This window comes from Methylobacterium sp. P3_A11 (assembly GCF_056403155.1).
The window spans coordinates 33,856-48,634 of sequence record NZ_JBFUGA010000011.1 but is presented as its reverse complement, the minus strand read 5'-3'; the positions used below and the strand labels follow the sequence as shown (position 1 = coordinate 48,634).

Sequence of the window (14,779 nt, the reverse complement as noted above, 5' to 3'; positions counted from 1 at the left end):
GCGCCGTGAAACCGGATTCGCGTCGGCGCGGGCACTTGCGCTGAATCAAGGCCGCAGCCCGGACCGCCATCGACATTTCCCTGGCTGCGCTCCAGTTGCGGGCAGAGGGGACCCCACCATGTGCTACGCCAACATCCTGGTTTCCGTGGATTTCTCGGAGGCGGCGCCCGACCGTGTCCGTCTCGCGGCCGCCCTGGCCCGTCGCTTCGACGCCACGCTGACCGGCGCCGCCGCCGCAGAGGTGCCGGTGCCGCTCTTCGCCCACGACATCCGCGATGCGGCGCGCCAGTACGACCGGTTCAAGGAGACGATCCTGCAGGAGCTCGAGCGGGCGCAGGCGATTTTCACCCGCTGCGCCGCCGAGGCATCCCGGACCGCATGGTCGGGCGGGACCGATCGACCGTTCGCCCACCTCGTCGCGAAGGCGAGAGCCGCCGACCTGCTCGTGGTCGGTCGGACCGGACCGACCGTGCTCGATCCTAGCCCGTTCGGCGTGGCCGTCGCCCCCGTCCTGATGGAGGCGGGACGGCCTGTCCTCGTCGTCCCGTCTGACGTCACGGATGCGCCGGGCCGGCGCATCGTCGTTGCCTGGAAGGACACGTTGGAGGCGCGCCGGGCCATCTCGGGGGCTCTTCCGTTCTTGCGGTCCAGCGCACAGGTTTTCGTCGTCACGACCGGACAGGGTGCGGGCTCAGAGGGGATCGAGGAGGTCGCGGCGCATCTGAGGCTCCACGGTGCGTCCGTCACCACGCATCTGCTGACGACGGCGGGGAACGACAGCGACGAGATCCTGCGATTCGCCCGCGACCAGCAGGCCGATCTGATCGTCATGGGCGCCTATGGTCACGCACGCCTGCGGGAATGGGCCTTTGGTGGGGCCACCCGCGAGATCCTGCAGGAGACCGCCATCTGCTGCCTGATGGCCCACTGACGGGCCGACCATCGCGATGCTCAAGCTCCGGCGCGCCCTCCGAGCCCGCGGGGATCGATGAGCCTGAAGCCGCCCGGGGCGATGCAGGAACACGCGCGCGTTCGATGCTGCACAGCCGGACTACCGGGAGAAATGGGTCGTCGACATCCGATCCGTGACGAGTTCGAAAGGCACCCAATCGACATGCGGCACCGGCTCGTGCCTCATGAGCGCCAGGGCATCGTCGAGCGCCCGGCGGCTCTGCGTCACCGCATCCTGGTAGATCGTCACGGCGAGGCGCTTGGTCTGCATCGCCTGCATACCGTCGGCGGTGGCACCCACGCCGCCGATGAGGGTCCGGCCTGCCGGGGTCCCGGCGGCCTCGACGGCCTCGGCGGCGCCGAGCGCCATCGCGTCATCGCCGGCGACGATGGCGTCGACGGCAAGCCCCCTGGCGAGCCAGCCGGCGACGACGGCTCTGGCCATCGTCCGGTCTGAGGCGGCCGCCGCTTCCGCGACGAGGCGCAGGCTCGGGAATTCGGTCAAGACCTCTTTGACGCCCCTGGTGCGGAGCATCGATCCCGGACGAGACGGGAGGCCCGTGAGGATCGCGACCCGCCCGGTCCCGTTCAGCATCTGTGCGAGCTTGCGCATCTGCAGACGGCCGGCGACGAGGTCGTTTGGTGCTACGACGACGACGCGCCCGGTCGCCCATGCGGTCTCGGCGCCGATTTCGAGGAAAACCAGGGGGATATCGGCCTCCAGTGCCAAGCGGGTGATGGCATCGCTGGCCGACCGATCCACGGGCATGACCAGGAGTGCGTCGACCTTCGCGGCAACGAAGCTCCGGACCTGCGCGACCTGCTGCTCGCCCGCGCCGTCCGGCGCGTAGGCGAAGTCCAGCGCGATGCCCCGCGCCGACGCGTGCTCCTCAAGGCCGCGGTGCAGGAGCCGGGTTAAGCCTACGGGCGGCGCCATCGCGACGGCGATCGTGGTCGCCGATGCCGGGATCGCGCAGAACAGACAAGCGAAGATGACGGCTACCGCGCGGGTTGCTCCGCCTATCAGGCCGCTCATGCGCCATCGACTTGTCTGACCCATCGATCCTGCCCCGTCCTTGTCGCCGCGCCGGTCGGCTCAGGCGGCGCGGATGCCCTGGAGAAAGACGGCAACCTCGTTGCCGAGACGCTCGGCATCCCGCGAGAGTGTGCTCGCCGCGCTCAGGACGCTCGCCGCCATCAGATCAGAGCCGTCCGCGAATTCGACGCTCGGGGTGCCAGAAACGCCGGAGCCGTCGGCGACCTTCGTGACGGTCTCCACGATCTCCCGAGCCGCGGCACCCTGTTCTTCGACCGCTGAGGCGATGGCGTCCGCCGCCCGGCTCATATCCGCGATCCGGGCGGTGATACCCGTGATCGCGGATGCAGCCTCGGCGGTCGATCCCTGGATCTCGGCCACGTGTTGGCTGATCAGTTCGGTGGCCTGCTTGGTCTGCCCTGCGAGGGTTTTGACTTCGGCCGCCACAACCGCGAAGCCGCGCCCGGCCTCTCCGGCCCGTGCCGCCTCGATCGCGGCGTTGAGGGCGAGTAGGTTGGTCTGAGCGGCGATCTTGGCGATCATCCGAACCACGTCGCCGATCCGATCGGCCGCCCCGCTGAGGGCCTGGACGCGGGACGTGGTCTGCTCCGCCTCCGCTGCGGCGCCGCCGGCCATGGCGGCCGCGCTCTCGGCCTGGCGCCCAACCGCGTCGACCGCGAAACCGAATTCCCCAGCGGCAGCGGCGATCCGCCGGAGATGGGATCGGGTCTCCGCGATGGCACCGGCCGCCATCGCCGACTGGCTCGCCGCAGGCCCGACGGCTCGATCGGCCAGATTGGCCGTGCCGCGCAGGGCCTCCGCCACGGACGCGACCGCTCCCGCGATGTCTCCCACTGTCGCCTCGAAACGCTCCGTCATCTCGCGCACGACGCCTTCGCGCCTCTGCTCCTCGATCGCGTGCAGGCGGACCGCTTCAGCCTCCAGGCGCCGGTTGTGCAGCAAAGTCTCCTTGAGGGCCTCCAGGGTGCCCGCCATGGCACATAACGCGTCGCCGTGAACCGCCGCCGGTACGGCACCGATGAGGTCGTGATTCGCTAGTTGCTGCACGGCACGGGTTGTCGCGGCAATCGGTCGAATGACGCGACGCCGGACGATCCGGACGAACCCCAGGGCGGCCAGGGCGGCGACGGAGACGGCCATCGCGAGTTCCAGCTGGACGGTCAGGCCGGCGGTATCGCCGGCCGCCCGCCTTTCAGAAGCCCTGGTTTGGCGGTAGGTCAGCATCGCGTCTGCCGCCCGCCTGAAGGTCTCCGCGTCCACCTGCAACACCGTGGTCAGGACAGTGTCGGCGAGGTCGCGCTCCCCGGCTCGGTCCAGGGCGGCCGCCTCGGCCGCGGCGGCCAGGACGTGCTGCCAAGCCTCCCACAGGCTCTGCGCGAGATCCCGCTCCTCGGCTGTCGTCACCATCGGCGCGTACTCGGTCCACGCCGTGGATACGGAGTCCAGGGCCTTTTCGGTCCGGCCGACACTGTCCCGCCGCGCCTCCTCCGACGGCGCGACCTGCGCCAACACCGCGAGCGTACGCAACTCCTGGCTCAGCTGCCTGATGGTGCCGAGGACCGCCACGGCTTTGATCTCACTGTCGAACAAGCGACTTGCAGAACCGATCTGGCCGATCCGGTTGACCGAAAAGGCGGCGATTCCGGCAGTAAAACAAAACATCGTCAACGCAAAAATAACTATCATGGAATTCAATCTGGATGGATATCTTCTATATAAATCCATGCAAAAATATTCCGTTTAAAATCTTCCGGTTTCTGGCTAGTCGGTTTATATCTCTGTGAACATAAAATATCAATGCGTGCAAAATCAACATCGAACTAGATTAGATTGACTTCTGAGCTCGCTGCGAAAACTGGATCGGATCGCTTATTTCACGTTTTCGCGCCGAATTGAGAACTTAAACGGAAAACATCGCGTCTCGGATCGGGAATTAGTCAAGCCCTGAATCGACCGCCATCCCGCTCGTGCAGGGGTAACCCATCGAATGTCGCGGCCTAAGCACGCGCACGCTACCCCCATTGGCAGACACCCGGCTGAGGGAGGCCGCGCGGACGTTCAAGGCGGTACGGTTCGGTCTCGATGCGGCGCGCGGGGACCCCGGTCCCGACGGCGACGGTTCGGGCTTTTCACCGGCGAACGGAGTCAGGCCGCGTTTGAGGCGGATGCGGTCAACAGTGGTGCCGCGCCGCCGACCGAACTCTCAAGGAGATGGCTCCGACGACGGACGGGGTCGTCGAACGACCCAAGGCTCGACGGACGTCCCTACTTGCCGCATCCGCGTCCGCTACAGGGACGGATCGACGAGGGGTTAAACGGATCGAGACAAGGGTCGAGCCGGGACTCGGCGCTTGGCGTATGAACCTTCCCCTAGGCATGGGCGGGCAGCACCCCACCGAACGCCACCCCGGTATTCGCTCCAGCGATCGGCCGCTCCAGCTTTTTCGGAACGGCTCGCATGAATGCACCGCTGGCGCCAGCCACTCATGCGAGCGGCGTGCGGTGCCATCCGTTGATGCAGCGCCGTCAAAGCCGCCAGAGCGGCACGAATTCCGATCGATAGGATGAGCGATCGAACCCCCAGACCGGATCCAGCATCTTACCAAGCGCCTCACGGGCCAGCATGATGATTCGTGTGCGGACATCGGCCGGCAGATCGCTTTGATCGAGGGTGGTCAAGCAAGTGTAGAGGCACGCGCGGTATTGGCCCGTGTTGTAGGCCGCGATCACATACTCGTCTCGAATGCCGTAACTGTACATCCAGGATTGCAGGAACAGCGCCTCGCTCGGCATACGGAGGTTGAGGCCGGCCTCGGCGTAGCGCAGGGCGTCCACGTGCCGACCCTTTTGTCGACAGTATCGACTCGCGGCGTAGCGAACCTCCACCCGCTCCGGGCGAGTCGAAATGGCCCGGTCATAGACGGCTAGCACCCGCTCGACCGCATCGCCCAGCGCCTCCATCTGAAGGCCTGCTCCAAAGAGACTGATATAAATCTCTTCTTCCCAGTACCCGAGATCGGCGCGCCGGAGGTATAGATCGCAGGCCTTACGCGCTTCGCCGCAGTCGCGGTAACTCTGCGCCAGATAGTAAGTGTATCGTGCGATCAGGAACGGATCTTTTTCCTCGGCCAAAGCCCTCTCGAGGGCTTCCGCGTCACGCCGATAGGTCGTTGCGTCGCGATGACGCGCTCCATCAATGCCACGACGCATCGCCAAGGGTAGCGGCGCTCTCCAAGACGGCTGTTCGCACTCGAGATACTCGTGAACTACACCCCGGTAATACCAATTGAAAGTGCTGCGGATCAGTTGCACGCGACTATAACGCATGCATTCATCCACAATCGTGAATTCGTATCCAGGCGCATTCAGCTTCGGCAACATGAAACCGGCCGGGATCAGCAACTCATCGTCGGCGTCGATGATCAGCGCGTAGCTTCCATGGGCGCGCGCCAGCCTCAGCGCCTCGTTGCGATTATGGGCAAAATCGACCCACGGCCTCTCCAGGAGCGTCCCGGGGATGCCGGCCAAGGCGGTTCGAATGATATCCTGCGTGCCGTCGGTTGATCCCGTATCGACGACAACCCAATGGTCGATTATGGGACGAACAGAATCGAGGCAACGGCGAACGACCGGCGCCTCATTCTTGACGATCATCGATAGGCAGATGGTCTGGCCGAATTTGTTCATACCGCAAAGCCTTCGCGATGCGCACATCAGACGCGATTTTTGTTGCTGCTCCGTCCTTAGCGCAGGGAAATCACGATTTCAAAGTCATGCCTGGTCCGATGTCGAACTTTGATTTGCATTATTGTTGATTAATTCGTCAAATTCGTGCCATGAATAATTCAAGTTCACGGCCAATAACAGATTTTTTCATTCAAAGATGGGGTCAAAGAAAATTAAATCCGATTTTGCTGGTCGGAATGCTCGCACTCTAGCGTCGTCCTGTGCGCGATTCCAAATGTTGCCGGCTGCGGAATCGAACCGCCTCGGGCCTGTGGTGTCCGCCGAATGCGAAGGATGAGCTTGATCGATTCGAAGAGGCGATTTTCTCCAGCTTGTGATGCTGGCCCGGGCCACCGCACGTTATCTGATCTGAACGGACCCTCCCGGCGTTCGGCGCGGAGAGAGCAAGAATGGAAGAGGCTGGAGCAACCGCGGCGCGCTTCGCGCAGCTTGAAGCGGACAATGCGCGTCTGCGCCGCCTCTTGGACGAGGCCGGGACGCCGGATGGCCTGCGCCACGGTCTGCGCGACACCTTGGCCATGCTGCGCGCGGTCCTGCGCCTGTCGGCCGAGACGGCCGAGAGCGTCGAGGGCTACGCGACCCATCTCGAAGGCCGGCTCGACGCCATCGCACGGGCTCGGGTCTCAGCGGATCGCTTCGGCGAGGTCAGCCTGCACACGCTGATCTCCGACGAGCTGATGGTACATCTCATCCGCGAAGGCGAGCAGGCCGCGATCGATGGCCCGACGGTTCGCCTCAGGCCGAAGCCCGCGCAGTTGATCGCGCTCGCGGTGCATGAACTCTGCAGCAACGCGGTGGAGCACGGCGCCTTCGGTCTGTCGGAAGGCGCTGTCGACGTCGCCTGGGGCGTCACCAGGGAGAGCGCCGACGCCGCCGATGCCCTGATGCTGGTCTGGAAGGAGCGGGGAGGCTCGCTCGTCACCCCACCGACGCGCCGCGGGTTCGGCATGCAGGTCCTCACGGAGATGCTGAGCTACGAACTCGGCGGCGCCGTCGCCCTCGCTTTCGAGGCTGACGGCCTGCGCTGCACCCTCCGCTGCCCCCTTGTTCCGCGGATCGGGCGACTGTTCGAAGCGCTGTCCGGCGACGGAACCGTCGACCCGGATTGAACTGGTACCGGGCGCCGCCCCGATCGCCTCACCCGAAGGCCCGCGAGAGTTCGCGGACCTGACAGGTCGCCCGGTCCGCGCGGACGCTCGCCTGCGCGATCGTGTCCATACCGGCCGAGATCGCGGAGATGCCGTGCGCCGCGGTCTGCATGCTCCCCGACATCTCCCGGGTCACCGCGGATTGCTCTTCCACCGCCGCCGCGATGGTGGAGGATACGGCGCTGAGGGTCCGGATCGTGCCGTGGATAACGTCGATGGCGTCCACGGCCTCGCGGGTCGCCGACTGGGTCGACGCGATCTGGCTGCGGATCTGGTCCGTCGCCCGGCCGGTCTGCGCCGCCAAGGTCTTCACCTCGGTGGCCACCACCGCGAAGCCGCGGCCGGCCTCTCCGGCGCGGGCGGCCTCGATGGTGGCGTTGAGGGCCAGCAGGTTCGTCTGGGCGGCGATGCCCGCGATGAGGCCGAGAACGTCTCCGATCTGCGTGGCCTGCGCGCTGAGGCCGGTCACGATCTCACCTGTGCGCTGCGCCTGCTCCACCGCCCGGCCGGCAATCCCGGCCGCGTGACTCACCTGCTGACTGATCTCGTCCACCGAGACGGAGAGCTGCTCCGCGCCGGTGGCGACGGACCGGATCTCGTCCGACACGCGGACCACGCGCTGGGCCGCTTCGTTGGTCTGCCGCGTGACATCCGCCACGGCGTCGCCGATGGCATCCAGATCATCGCCGATGGCGCGTTGCGCCGCGGCCCGGCGCTGCCGCTCATGGAACTGAGCGGTGATGTCGGTGGCGAACTTGACGACCCGGACCGGCTTCCCGTCCGCGTCGGTGATCGGATTGTAGGTCGCCTGGATCCAGACTTGACGGCCGTCCTTGCCGGTCCGCTCGAACTCTCCGGATTGAAACTCGCCGCGGGCGAGCGCAGCCCAGAATTGCCGGTAGGCTTCGCTGGCGCGCTCGGCCTCGCTGACGAACAGGCCGTGGTGGCGCCCGACGATCTCCTCCAGCCGATAGCCCACGGCCGCCAGGAAATTGGGATTGGCGTTCACGATGGTGCCGTCGAGCGAGAAGGCGATCACCGCCTGCGAGCGGTGCAGGGCGCCGATCTGTCCTTCGAGATCGAGGGTGCGCAGCTTCTGCGCCGTCACGTCGGTGGCGAACTTGACGATCTTGACCGGCTGACCCGCCGCATCGAGCACCGGATTGTAGGAGGCCTGAATCCAGATCTCGCGTCCGTCCTTGGCGAGGCGCTTGTATTCGGCGGACTGGAAGGTGCCGCGGCGAAGACTCTCCCAGAACTGGCGATAAGCCTCGGTCTCTCGCGTGGCCGGCTCCACGAACAGGCTGTGGTGACGGCCCAGGATCTCGTCCCGCGCGTAACCCATGGTCACGAGAAAATTCTCGTTGGCGTCAAGGATCGTACCGTCGAGGGCAAATTCGATCGTGGCGAGGGACCGGCTCAATGCAGCGAGCTTGGCTGTCTCATCCCTTCGACGCAGGCGCCTCTCGAACATCGGTCCCTCCGCAGATCTGCACCGCGGCGCGACAGAAGCGCACACTTTCACGGCCGGATCAGGTTTTTTCCGAAGTTCCGCGCTTCACAGCGACAAGGACTTCGTCAGGCATCTGTCGACACCCATGATGATTGACGTGTTTCGTAGACAGCCGAAGTTTCACCGAAGTTAAGAGTGGCTATTATGATGCGGTCAGATACTTACGGTTGTCCGGGGAATTTTTCCGACAACGCAACGGCTCGCGCAGAGATTGCATCGCGGCGTATCGGGTTCAATATTTCTCGCCGTCGGCTTCAGCGGCAGGTTGCGTTCAGCGGAGACACGACCGTCGGGCACGATCCTGGAGTTGCATAAACCATTCGGTAACCGCCGATGGGCCTTCGGTTTCGGCCCGAGCCCTGTCCGCCGCCGCGATCGCAGAACCCACCCGCATCGACGGTTCGATCGAGACCGCGCGTCACCCGATCCGGCCGATCGTCGCCTCGATGCGGCCGGAGGGCTCGTCCGTCGGCAGGAAAACGGTGCCGGGATTATCGATGCCGAACGGCGAGAGGTCGATCGGCAGGTAATGCTTGTTGGGCATGACGAAGCTGATCTGGGCGAGTTCAGGAACGGCAGCGAGGGCGGCCTCGCCCATTCGGTACATGCTGTCCTGCACCCCGCGACTGTAGGTCGTGCCGAACACCGTCAGCAGCGTCGCGAGGATGCGGGCATTGGCGTCGCTGTAATCGGCGGGCGCCGTCGACCACGTCCAGGTCGCATCCATGCTCGTCGCCGCGATGCGATCGGTCGTGTCCGGCAGTGTCCGGTATCGGTCGGCCACGAAGCCAGACCAGCCCGACTGCGTGGTCTTCATGAAGGTGTAGCCGCGCAGGCCGGAGCGCAGCGTGGACCCGGTGCGATCGGCGGCCAGCGCCACGAAGCCGGAGCCGTTTCCATCCCGGGTGAAGGTATGCCCGTGCGGCGCACCGATGAGGCCGTGGCGCAACCAGCGGATCTCGTCGCCCTCGATCGCGACCGACTCGACCTGCGGGTAGGTATCGAGAAGCACCCGGGCGATCGCCGCGACGAAACCCTCCGCATCGAGGGCAAGGCTCCCGGCGGCCGTCACGTTGACGATGTTCCTGATGCTGTCCGTGGCGATGCAGGTCCGGTTGTCGCCGTCCGTCCAGGCCGCGTCGAAGCGCCCGGTCAACATGACCGACAGGGTCATTTCGCGCGGCGTGTGGTGATCGCCGTCGCGGGCGAGGCGCATCACCCGGACCCGTTCCTTGCCGTAACGCGATGCCGTCAGGGTCATGAGGGTCTCCAGCTGGTCAAAGCCGGCACGTCTCGACGCGCCTGACCGATCCTAGGGCCACGCGGTTCGAGGCTCCAACCGCGGCCGCATCGCAGCGGCTTGACCGGGACCTCTCATCGGCAGGCATAGTGCGTCGCCGGACCGAACCGGCTTCGGGCTGACGAGCGGGCATGGACCTCAACACCATCGAGACCGTTCTCAGACCCCGCAGTCGGATCGAACTCCCCGCCTGGAGGGATGGCGATGCCTGCCTGGCAGGCGGCACGTGGCTGTTCTCCGAGCCGCAGGTCGGCCTACGGCGCCTCGTGGATCTCGGGACGCTGAACTGGCCGCCGCACGCGATTGACGCGGGCGGCCTGACACTCGCGGCAACGTGCACCATTGCGCAGCTCGACCGGTTGGAACTGCCGTCCGACTGGAGCGCCGCGCCGCTGGTCGGGCAATGCTGCCGCGCCCTGCTCGGCTCGTTCAAGATCTGGAACGTGGCCACGGTCGGCGGCAACCTCTGCCTTGCCCTGCCGGCCGGTCCGATGATCGCCCTCGCGACCGCCCTCGAAGCCACCCTTACGATCTGGTCGCCCCACGGGGCCGAGCGGGCCATATCCGTCCCCGACTTCGTGGTGGGTCCGCAGCAAACCGCCCTGGGACCGGGCGACATCCTGCGGAGCCTGTCGATACCGGTTGCGGCCTTGGTGCGCCGCACGGCCTTCCGCCGCATCAGCCTCAGCCCGAACGGCCGCTCCGGTGCGCTCCTGATCGGGACGCGGGCCTCCGACGGCGCCTTCGCGCTGACCGTCACCGCCTCCGTCCGGCGCCCGGTCCGCCTCGCCTTCGACGCGCTGCCCACCGGACGAGCGCTGGTGCAGGCGATCGACGATGCGATCCCGGAGGCGCTCTACCACGACGACGTCCACGGCCGCCCCGACTGGCGGCGCCACGTGACCCGGCAGTTCGCCGAGGAGATCCGCGGGACGCTCGACGCGGAGCCGGGAGCCGCGTCATGAGACTCACCGTCAACGGCAGCGCGCACGAGGCTGCGGCCAGGGCCGGTCAGTGCCTGCGGACCTATCTGCGCGAGGCCGGCTGGTTCGGCGTCAAGAAGGGTTGCGATGCCGGCGATTGCGGAGCCTGCACGGTGCATCTCGACGGCGAGCCGGTACACAGCTGCCTGATCCCGGCGTTCCGCGCCGAGGGACGCAGCGTGACCACGATCGAAGGCCTCGCGGGTCCCTGCCAGCAGCACGACGGCGAGCCCGCAGCGTTTCATCCGGTGCAGGCGGCCTTCCTGGCCGCGCAGGGCTTCCAGTGCGGCTTCTGCACGCCGGGCATGATCATGACGGCCGCCGCCCTCGACCAGGGACAGCGGCAGGATCTCGGCACGGCCCTCAAGGGCAACCTCTGCCGCTGCACCGGCTATCGCGCCGTCCGGGATGCCATCGGCGGCACGCATGCGATCGACGAGAGCTCCGGGGGCGATCCGGTGGGGCGCAACCTCGCAGCGCCGGCCGCCGGGCCCGTCGTCTCGGGACGCGCCCGCTACACCCTCGACGGGCCGTTCGCCGACGCGCTCCATCTCAAGGTCCTGCGTTCGCCCCATGCCCATGCCCGCATCGTGGCGATCGACACCGCGGCGGCCCGCGCCGTGCCGGGCGTCGTGGCTGTGCTGACCCACGCGGACGCGCCGCCGCGCCGGTTCTCCACGGCCCGTCACGAGGATCCGCGGGACGACGCGGCCGATACGCGCGTGCTCGACCCGATCCTCCGCTTCGTCGGCCAGCGGGTCGCCGCGGTGGTTGCCGAGACCGAAGCGGCCGCGGAGGCCGGCTGTCGGGCTTTGACGGTGACCTATGAGGTCCGCCCGGCGCTTCTCGATCCGGATCTGGCCCTGTTGCCCGAAGCGCCCCGGGTTCACGATCCCCGCGATGGCCCCGGAGAGGGCGCGCCGCCCCGCGACCGCCACCCGAACCTTGCCGCCGAGGTGCACGGAGCCGTCGGCGACGTGGAGGCGGGCTTCGCAGCGGCGGACTTCGTCTACGACGAGACGTTCCAGTCGCAGCGCCTCCAGCACGCCGCCATGGAGACCCATGCCAGCATCGGCTGGCGCGCCGATGACGGGCGCCTGACGATCCGGACGAGCAGCCAAGTCCCGTTCCTCACCCGCGACGCCCTGTGCGACCTGTTCGGCCTTGAGCGCGACGCCGTGCGCGTGGTCTGCGGCCGGGTCGGCGGCGGCTTCGGAGGCAAGCAGGAGATGCTGACCGAGGATCTCGTCGCCCTGGCCGTCCTGCGCACCGGGCGTCCGGTGCGCTGGGAACTGACCCGTCGGGAACAGTTCGCGGCAACGACCACGCGTCACCCGATGCGGGTGGCCGTGAAGGTCGGTGCCAAACGGGACGGGACGCTCACGGCGATCAGCCTCGACGTCCTTTCGGATACCGGCGCCTACGGCAACCACGCGGGCGGCGTGATCCATCACGGCTGCAACGAGGTGCTGGCCGCCTATGTCTGCCCGAACAAGCGGGTGGACGGCCGCGCGGTCTACACCCACACGGTCCCGGCCGGCGCCTTCCGCGGCTACGGTCTGAGCCAGACGATCTTCGCTCTCGAATCGGCCCTCGACGAGGTCGCCCGCGGGCTCGGGCTCGACCCGTTCGCCCTGCGCCGCCGCAACGCCGTCAAGCCCGGCGACGCGATGGTGTCGAACAGTCTTGAGCCGCACGACGTGGTCTTCGGCAGTTACGGTCTGGATCAGTGCTTGACCCTCGTGGAGGCGGCGCTGCGGGCCGATCCGGGGCTCGAGCCGGAACCGGGCTGGCGCGTCGGGACAGGCATGGCGATGGCGATGATCGACACGATCCCGCCCCGCGGCCACCACGCCGAGGCGCGGGTGAGCCTGGACGTCGACGGGCGCTACACCGTTCGGGTCGGCACGGCGGAATTCGGCAACGGCACCAGCACGGTGCATCGGCAGATCGCGGCCTCGGCGCTCGGTGCCACGCCCGATCGGGTTCGCATCGCAGACGCGGACACCGACGCGGTCGGCCACGATACCGGCGCCTACGGCAGCACCGGCACCGTGGTGGCGGGTCTCGCGACGCTCCGGGCGGCCGAGGCGCTCGCGGCCCGGATCCGTGCGCGGGCGGCGGAGATCTCGGGCGCAGCCCCGGATCCCTGCCGCCTCGCCGCCGACGCCGTCGACGTGCCGGACGGCTCTGTGGCGCTGACCGCGATCGGCCCGCTGGAGGCGCGCGGCCGTGCCGACGGCAGCCCGCGCTCGGTGGCGTTCAACGTTCACGCCTTCCGGGTGGCGGTCGACCCGACGAGCGGGGTTGTGCGCATCCTGAGGAGCGTCCACGCCGCCGATGCCGGACGGGTGATCAACCCGATGCAATGCCGTGGCCAGGTGGAGGGCGGCGTCGCACAGGCGATCGGGGCCGCGCTCTACGAGGACGTCCGCATCGCCGCGAACGGCAGCGTCGGCACGCAGACCTTCCGCGACTACCACATCCCCGCCTGCGCCGACGTGCCGGACACCGAGGTTCTGTTCGCCGACACCCACGACAGCGTCGGCCCACTCGGCGCCAAGTCGATGAGTGAATCGCCCTTCAACCCGGTCGCGGCGGCGCTCGGCAACGCCATCCGCGACGCGACCGGCGCGCGCCTGACGGCCACGCCCTTCGCGGCGGACAGGATCTACCGGGCCGTGGGCATTGAGCGCAGCGGGCCGCCGTCATGGACATGAAGCGGGTTGCGGCTCTGCGCGGCCCAGGCCCGTCCGGCTTCCTCGAGCGCACCTTTCGCCTGGCCGAGCACGGCACCACCGTACGCACCGAAATCCTGGCGGGACTGACCACCTTTCTGACGATGGCCTACATCGTCTTCGTCAACCCGAGCATCCTGGCGGACGCCGGCATGCCCCGTGGCGCGGTGTTCGTGGCGACCTGCCTCGTGGCGGCGCTGGGCTCGCTGATCATGGCGCTCTACGCCAATTACCCGATCGCCCTCGCGCCCGGGATGGGGCTCAACGCCTACTTCACCTACGTGGTCGTCCAGGGACTGGGCTTCACATGGCAAGCCGCCCTCGGCGCGGTGTTCATCTCAGGCCTGTGCTTCCTGGTTGTCACCCTCACCGGCCTGCGCGCGCTCATCGTCGACGGGATCCCGCACTCGATGCGCATCGCCATCACGGTGGGAATCGGCCTGTTCCTGGCGATCATCGCCCTCAAGAACGCCGGCCTCGTCGCGGCGAGCCCGGCAACCTTCGTGACCCTCGGCGATCTGCACAAGCCCGCAACCGTGCTGGCGGTGATCGGCTTCCTGATGGTCGCCGCCCTCTCAGCCCGGAAGGTGCGGGCGGCGCTCCTCGCCAGCATCCTGACCGTCACGGCACTGAGCTTCGTGTGCGCGGACAATACCTTCCAGGGGATCGTATCCCTGCCGCCCTCGATCGCCCCGACACTGTTCGCCCTCGACCTCCCGGGCGCCCTCTCGGCGGGCCTGCTCAACGTGATCCTCGTGCTGTTCCTGGTCGAGCTGTTCGACGCCACCGGCACGTTGATGGGGGTGGCGAGCCGTGCCGGCCTCCTGACAGACGGCCGGATGCGCCGCCTCGACCGGGCGCTGATGGCCGATTCCGTCTCGGTCTTCGCGGGATCGCTCCTGGGCACGTCGAGCACCACCGCATACCTCGAGAGTGCCTCCGGCGTGGAGGAGGGGGGCCGCACCGGCCTCACGGCCGCCACCGTGGCGGTGCTGTTCCTTGCCTGCTTGTTCTTTGCACCCTTGGCCGCCGCGGTCCCGCCCTACGCCACGGCGCCGGCCCTGTTCTACGTGGCCTGCCTAATGCTCCGCGAACTGGTGGCGCTCGACTGGGACGATCTCACCGAAGTCGTTCCGGCCTGCGTAACGGCGCTGCTCATGCCCTTCACCTACTCGATCGCCACCGGCGTCTCCTGCGGGTTCATCACGTACGCGGCACTAAAGCTGCTCGCGGGCCGCGCCCGGGAGGTGAAGCCGATCGTCTGGGTGATCGCCGCGATCTTCCTGTTCCGGTTCGTCGCGACGGGCGGCGCGCATTGACGGCCGGAACGGCGTGCAGGGCC

General features: G+C 67.6%; 10 protein-coding genes. 5 read left to right on the top strand and 5 right to left on the bottom strand.

Going from position 1 to position 14,779, the window contains the following annotated elements:
• Window positions 1–118 precede the first annotated feature (118 nt).
• Complete coding sequence (locus AC1DXK_RS05635; RefSeq protein WP_457104980.1) at window positions 119–931, top strand: universal stress protein; 813 nt, start codon at window positions 119–121, stop codon at window positions 929–931.
• 120 nt (window positions 932–1,051) lie between these two features.
• Here AC1DXK_RS05635 and AC1DXK_RS05630 read toward each other — a convergent pair whose 3' ends face one another.
• The 3 genes from AC1DXK_RS05630 to AC1DXK_RS05620 form a co-directional block, all read right to left on the bottom strand.
• Window positions 1,052–1,987: a substrate-binding domain-containing protein gene (locus AC1DXK_RS05630; RefSeq protein WP_457104979.1), complete on the bottom strand. Its 936-nt coding sequence runs from the start codon at window positions 1,985–1,987 to the stop codon at window positions 1,052–1,054.
• Window positions 1,988–2,047: 60 nt separating this feature from the next.
• Window positions 2,048–3,694 carry a HAMP domain-containing methyl-accepting chemotaxis protein gene (locus AC1DXK_RS05625; RefSeq protein ID WP_457104978.1) on the bottom strand — a complete coding sequence of 549 codons (1,647 nt, stop codon included), beginning with the start codon at window positions 3,692–3,694 and terminating at the stop codon, window positions 2,048–2,050.
• Between the two features lie 840 nt (window positions 3,695–4,534).
• Window positions 4,535–5,695: a glycosyltransferase gene (locus tag AC1DXK_RS05620; protein ID WP_457104700.1), complete on the bottom strand. Its 1,161-nt coding sequence runs from the start codon at window positions 5,693–5,695 to the stop codon at window positions 4,535–4,537.
• A 449-nt stretch (window positions 5,696–6,144) separates the two neighbouring features.
• On the opposite strand from AC1DXK_RS05620, the gene AC1DXK_RS05615 reads away from it, so the two are divergent.
• Window positions 6,145–6,864 (top strand): HWE histidine kinase domain-containing protein, encoded by a 720-nt coding sequence (locus tag AC1DXK_RS05615; protein ID WP_457104699.1) that lies wholly within the window; start codon window positions 6,145–6,147, stop codon window positions 6,862–6,864.
• A 28-nt stretch (window positions 6,865–6,892) separates the two neighbouring features.
• Here the strand turns inward: AC1DXK_RS05615 and AC1DXK_RS05610 are convergent, their stop codons facing one another.
• Window positions 6,893–8,377: a methyl-accepting chemotaxis protein gene (locus tag AC1DXK_RS05610; RefSeq protein ID WP_457104698.1), complete on the bottom strand. Its 1,485-nt coding sequence runs from the start codon at window positions 8,375–8,377 to the stop codon at window positions 6,893–6,895.
• A gap of 457 nt (window positions 8,378–8,834) precedes the next feature.
• Window positions 8,835–9,677 (bottom strand): factor-independent urate hydroxylase, encoded by an 843-nt coding sequence (gene pucL / locus AC1DXK_RS05605; RefSeq protein ID WP_457104697.1) that lies wholly within the window; start codon window positions 9,675–9,677, stop codon window positions 8,835–8,837.
• A 170-nt stretch (window positions 9,678–9,847) separates the two neighbouring features.
• On the opposite strand from pucL, the gene AC1DXK_RS05600 reads away from it, so the two are divergent.
• Genes AC1DXK_RS05600 through AC1DXK_RS05590 form a run of 3 tightly spaced genes read left to right on the top strand, consistent with a single transcriptional unit; the run spans window position 9,848 to window position 14,756 of the window.
• Entirely contained in the window at window positions 9,848–10,681 is an 834-nt protein-coding gene (locus tag AC1DXK_RS05600; RefSeq protein WP_457104696.1) for an FAD binding domain-containing protein, read from the top strand.
• Window positions 10,678–13,419: a molybdopterin-dependent oxidoreductase gene (locus tag AC1DXK_RS05595; protein WP_477297121.1), complete on the top strand. Its 2,742-nt coding sequence runs from the start codon at window positions 10,678–10,680 to the stop codon at window positions 13,417–13,419. Before AC1DXK_RS05600 ends, AC1DXK_RS05595 begins: the two co-directional genes overlap by 4 nt.
• Window positions 13,410–14,756 carry an NCS2 family permease gene (locus tag AC1DXK_RS05590; RefSeq protein WP_457104694.1) on the top strand — a complete coding sequence of 449 codons (1,347 nt, stop codon included), beginning with the start codon at window positions 13,410–13,412 and terminating at the stop codon, window positions 14,754–14,756. The genes AC1DXK_RS05595 and AC1DXK_RS05590 overlap by 10 nt, the downstream gene beginning before the upstream one ends.
• Window positions 14,757–14,779: the final 23 nt, after the last annotated feature.

Bases quoted from the DNA above. Each gene is read 5' to 3' on its own strand.
- AC1DXK_RS05610 (WP_457104698.1), bottom strand. From the start codon at position 8,377: ATGTTCGAGAGGCGCCTGCGTCGAAGGGATGAGACAGCCAAGCTCGCT.
- pucL (WP_457104697.1), bottom strand. From the start codon at position 9,677: ATGACCCTGACGGCATCGCGTTACGGCAAGGAACGGGTCCGGGTGATG.
- AC1DXK_RS05600 (WP_457104696.1), top strand. From the start codon at position 9,848: ATGGACCTCAACACCATCGAGACCGTTCTCAGACCCCGCAGTCGGATC.
- AC1DXK_RS05625 (WP_457104978.1), bottom strand. From the start codon at position 3,694: ATGATAGTTATTTTTGCGTTGACGATGTTTTGTTTTACTGCCGGAATC.
- AC1DXK_RS05595 (WP_477297121.1), top strand. From the start codon at position 10,678: ATGAGACTCACCGTCAACGGCAGCGCGCACGAGGCTGCGGCCAGGGCC.
- AC1DXK_RS05630 (WP_457104979.1), bottom strand. From the start codon at position 1,987: ATGAGCGGCCTGATAGGCGGAGCAACCCGCGCGGTAGCCGTCATCTTC.
- AC1DXK_RS05590 (WP_457104694.1), top strand. From the start codon at position 13,410: ATGGACATGAAGCGGGTTGCGGCTCTGCGCGGCCCAGGCCCGTCCGGC.
- AC1DXK_RS05620 (WP_457104700.1), bottom strand. From the start codon at position 5,695: ATGAACAAATTCGGCCAGACCATCTGCCTATCGATGATCGTCAAGAAT.
- AC1DXK_RS05615 (WP_457104699.1), top strand. From the start codon at position 6,145: ATGGAAGAGGCTGGAGCAACCGCGGCGCGCTTCGCGCAGCTTGAAGCG.
- AC1DXK_RS05635 (WP_457104980.1), top strand. From the start codon at position 119: ATGTGCTACGCCAACATCCTGGTTTCCGTGGATTTCTCGGAGGCGGCG.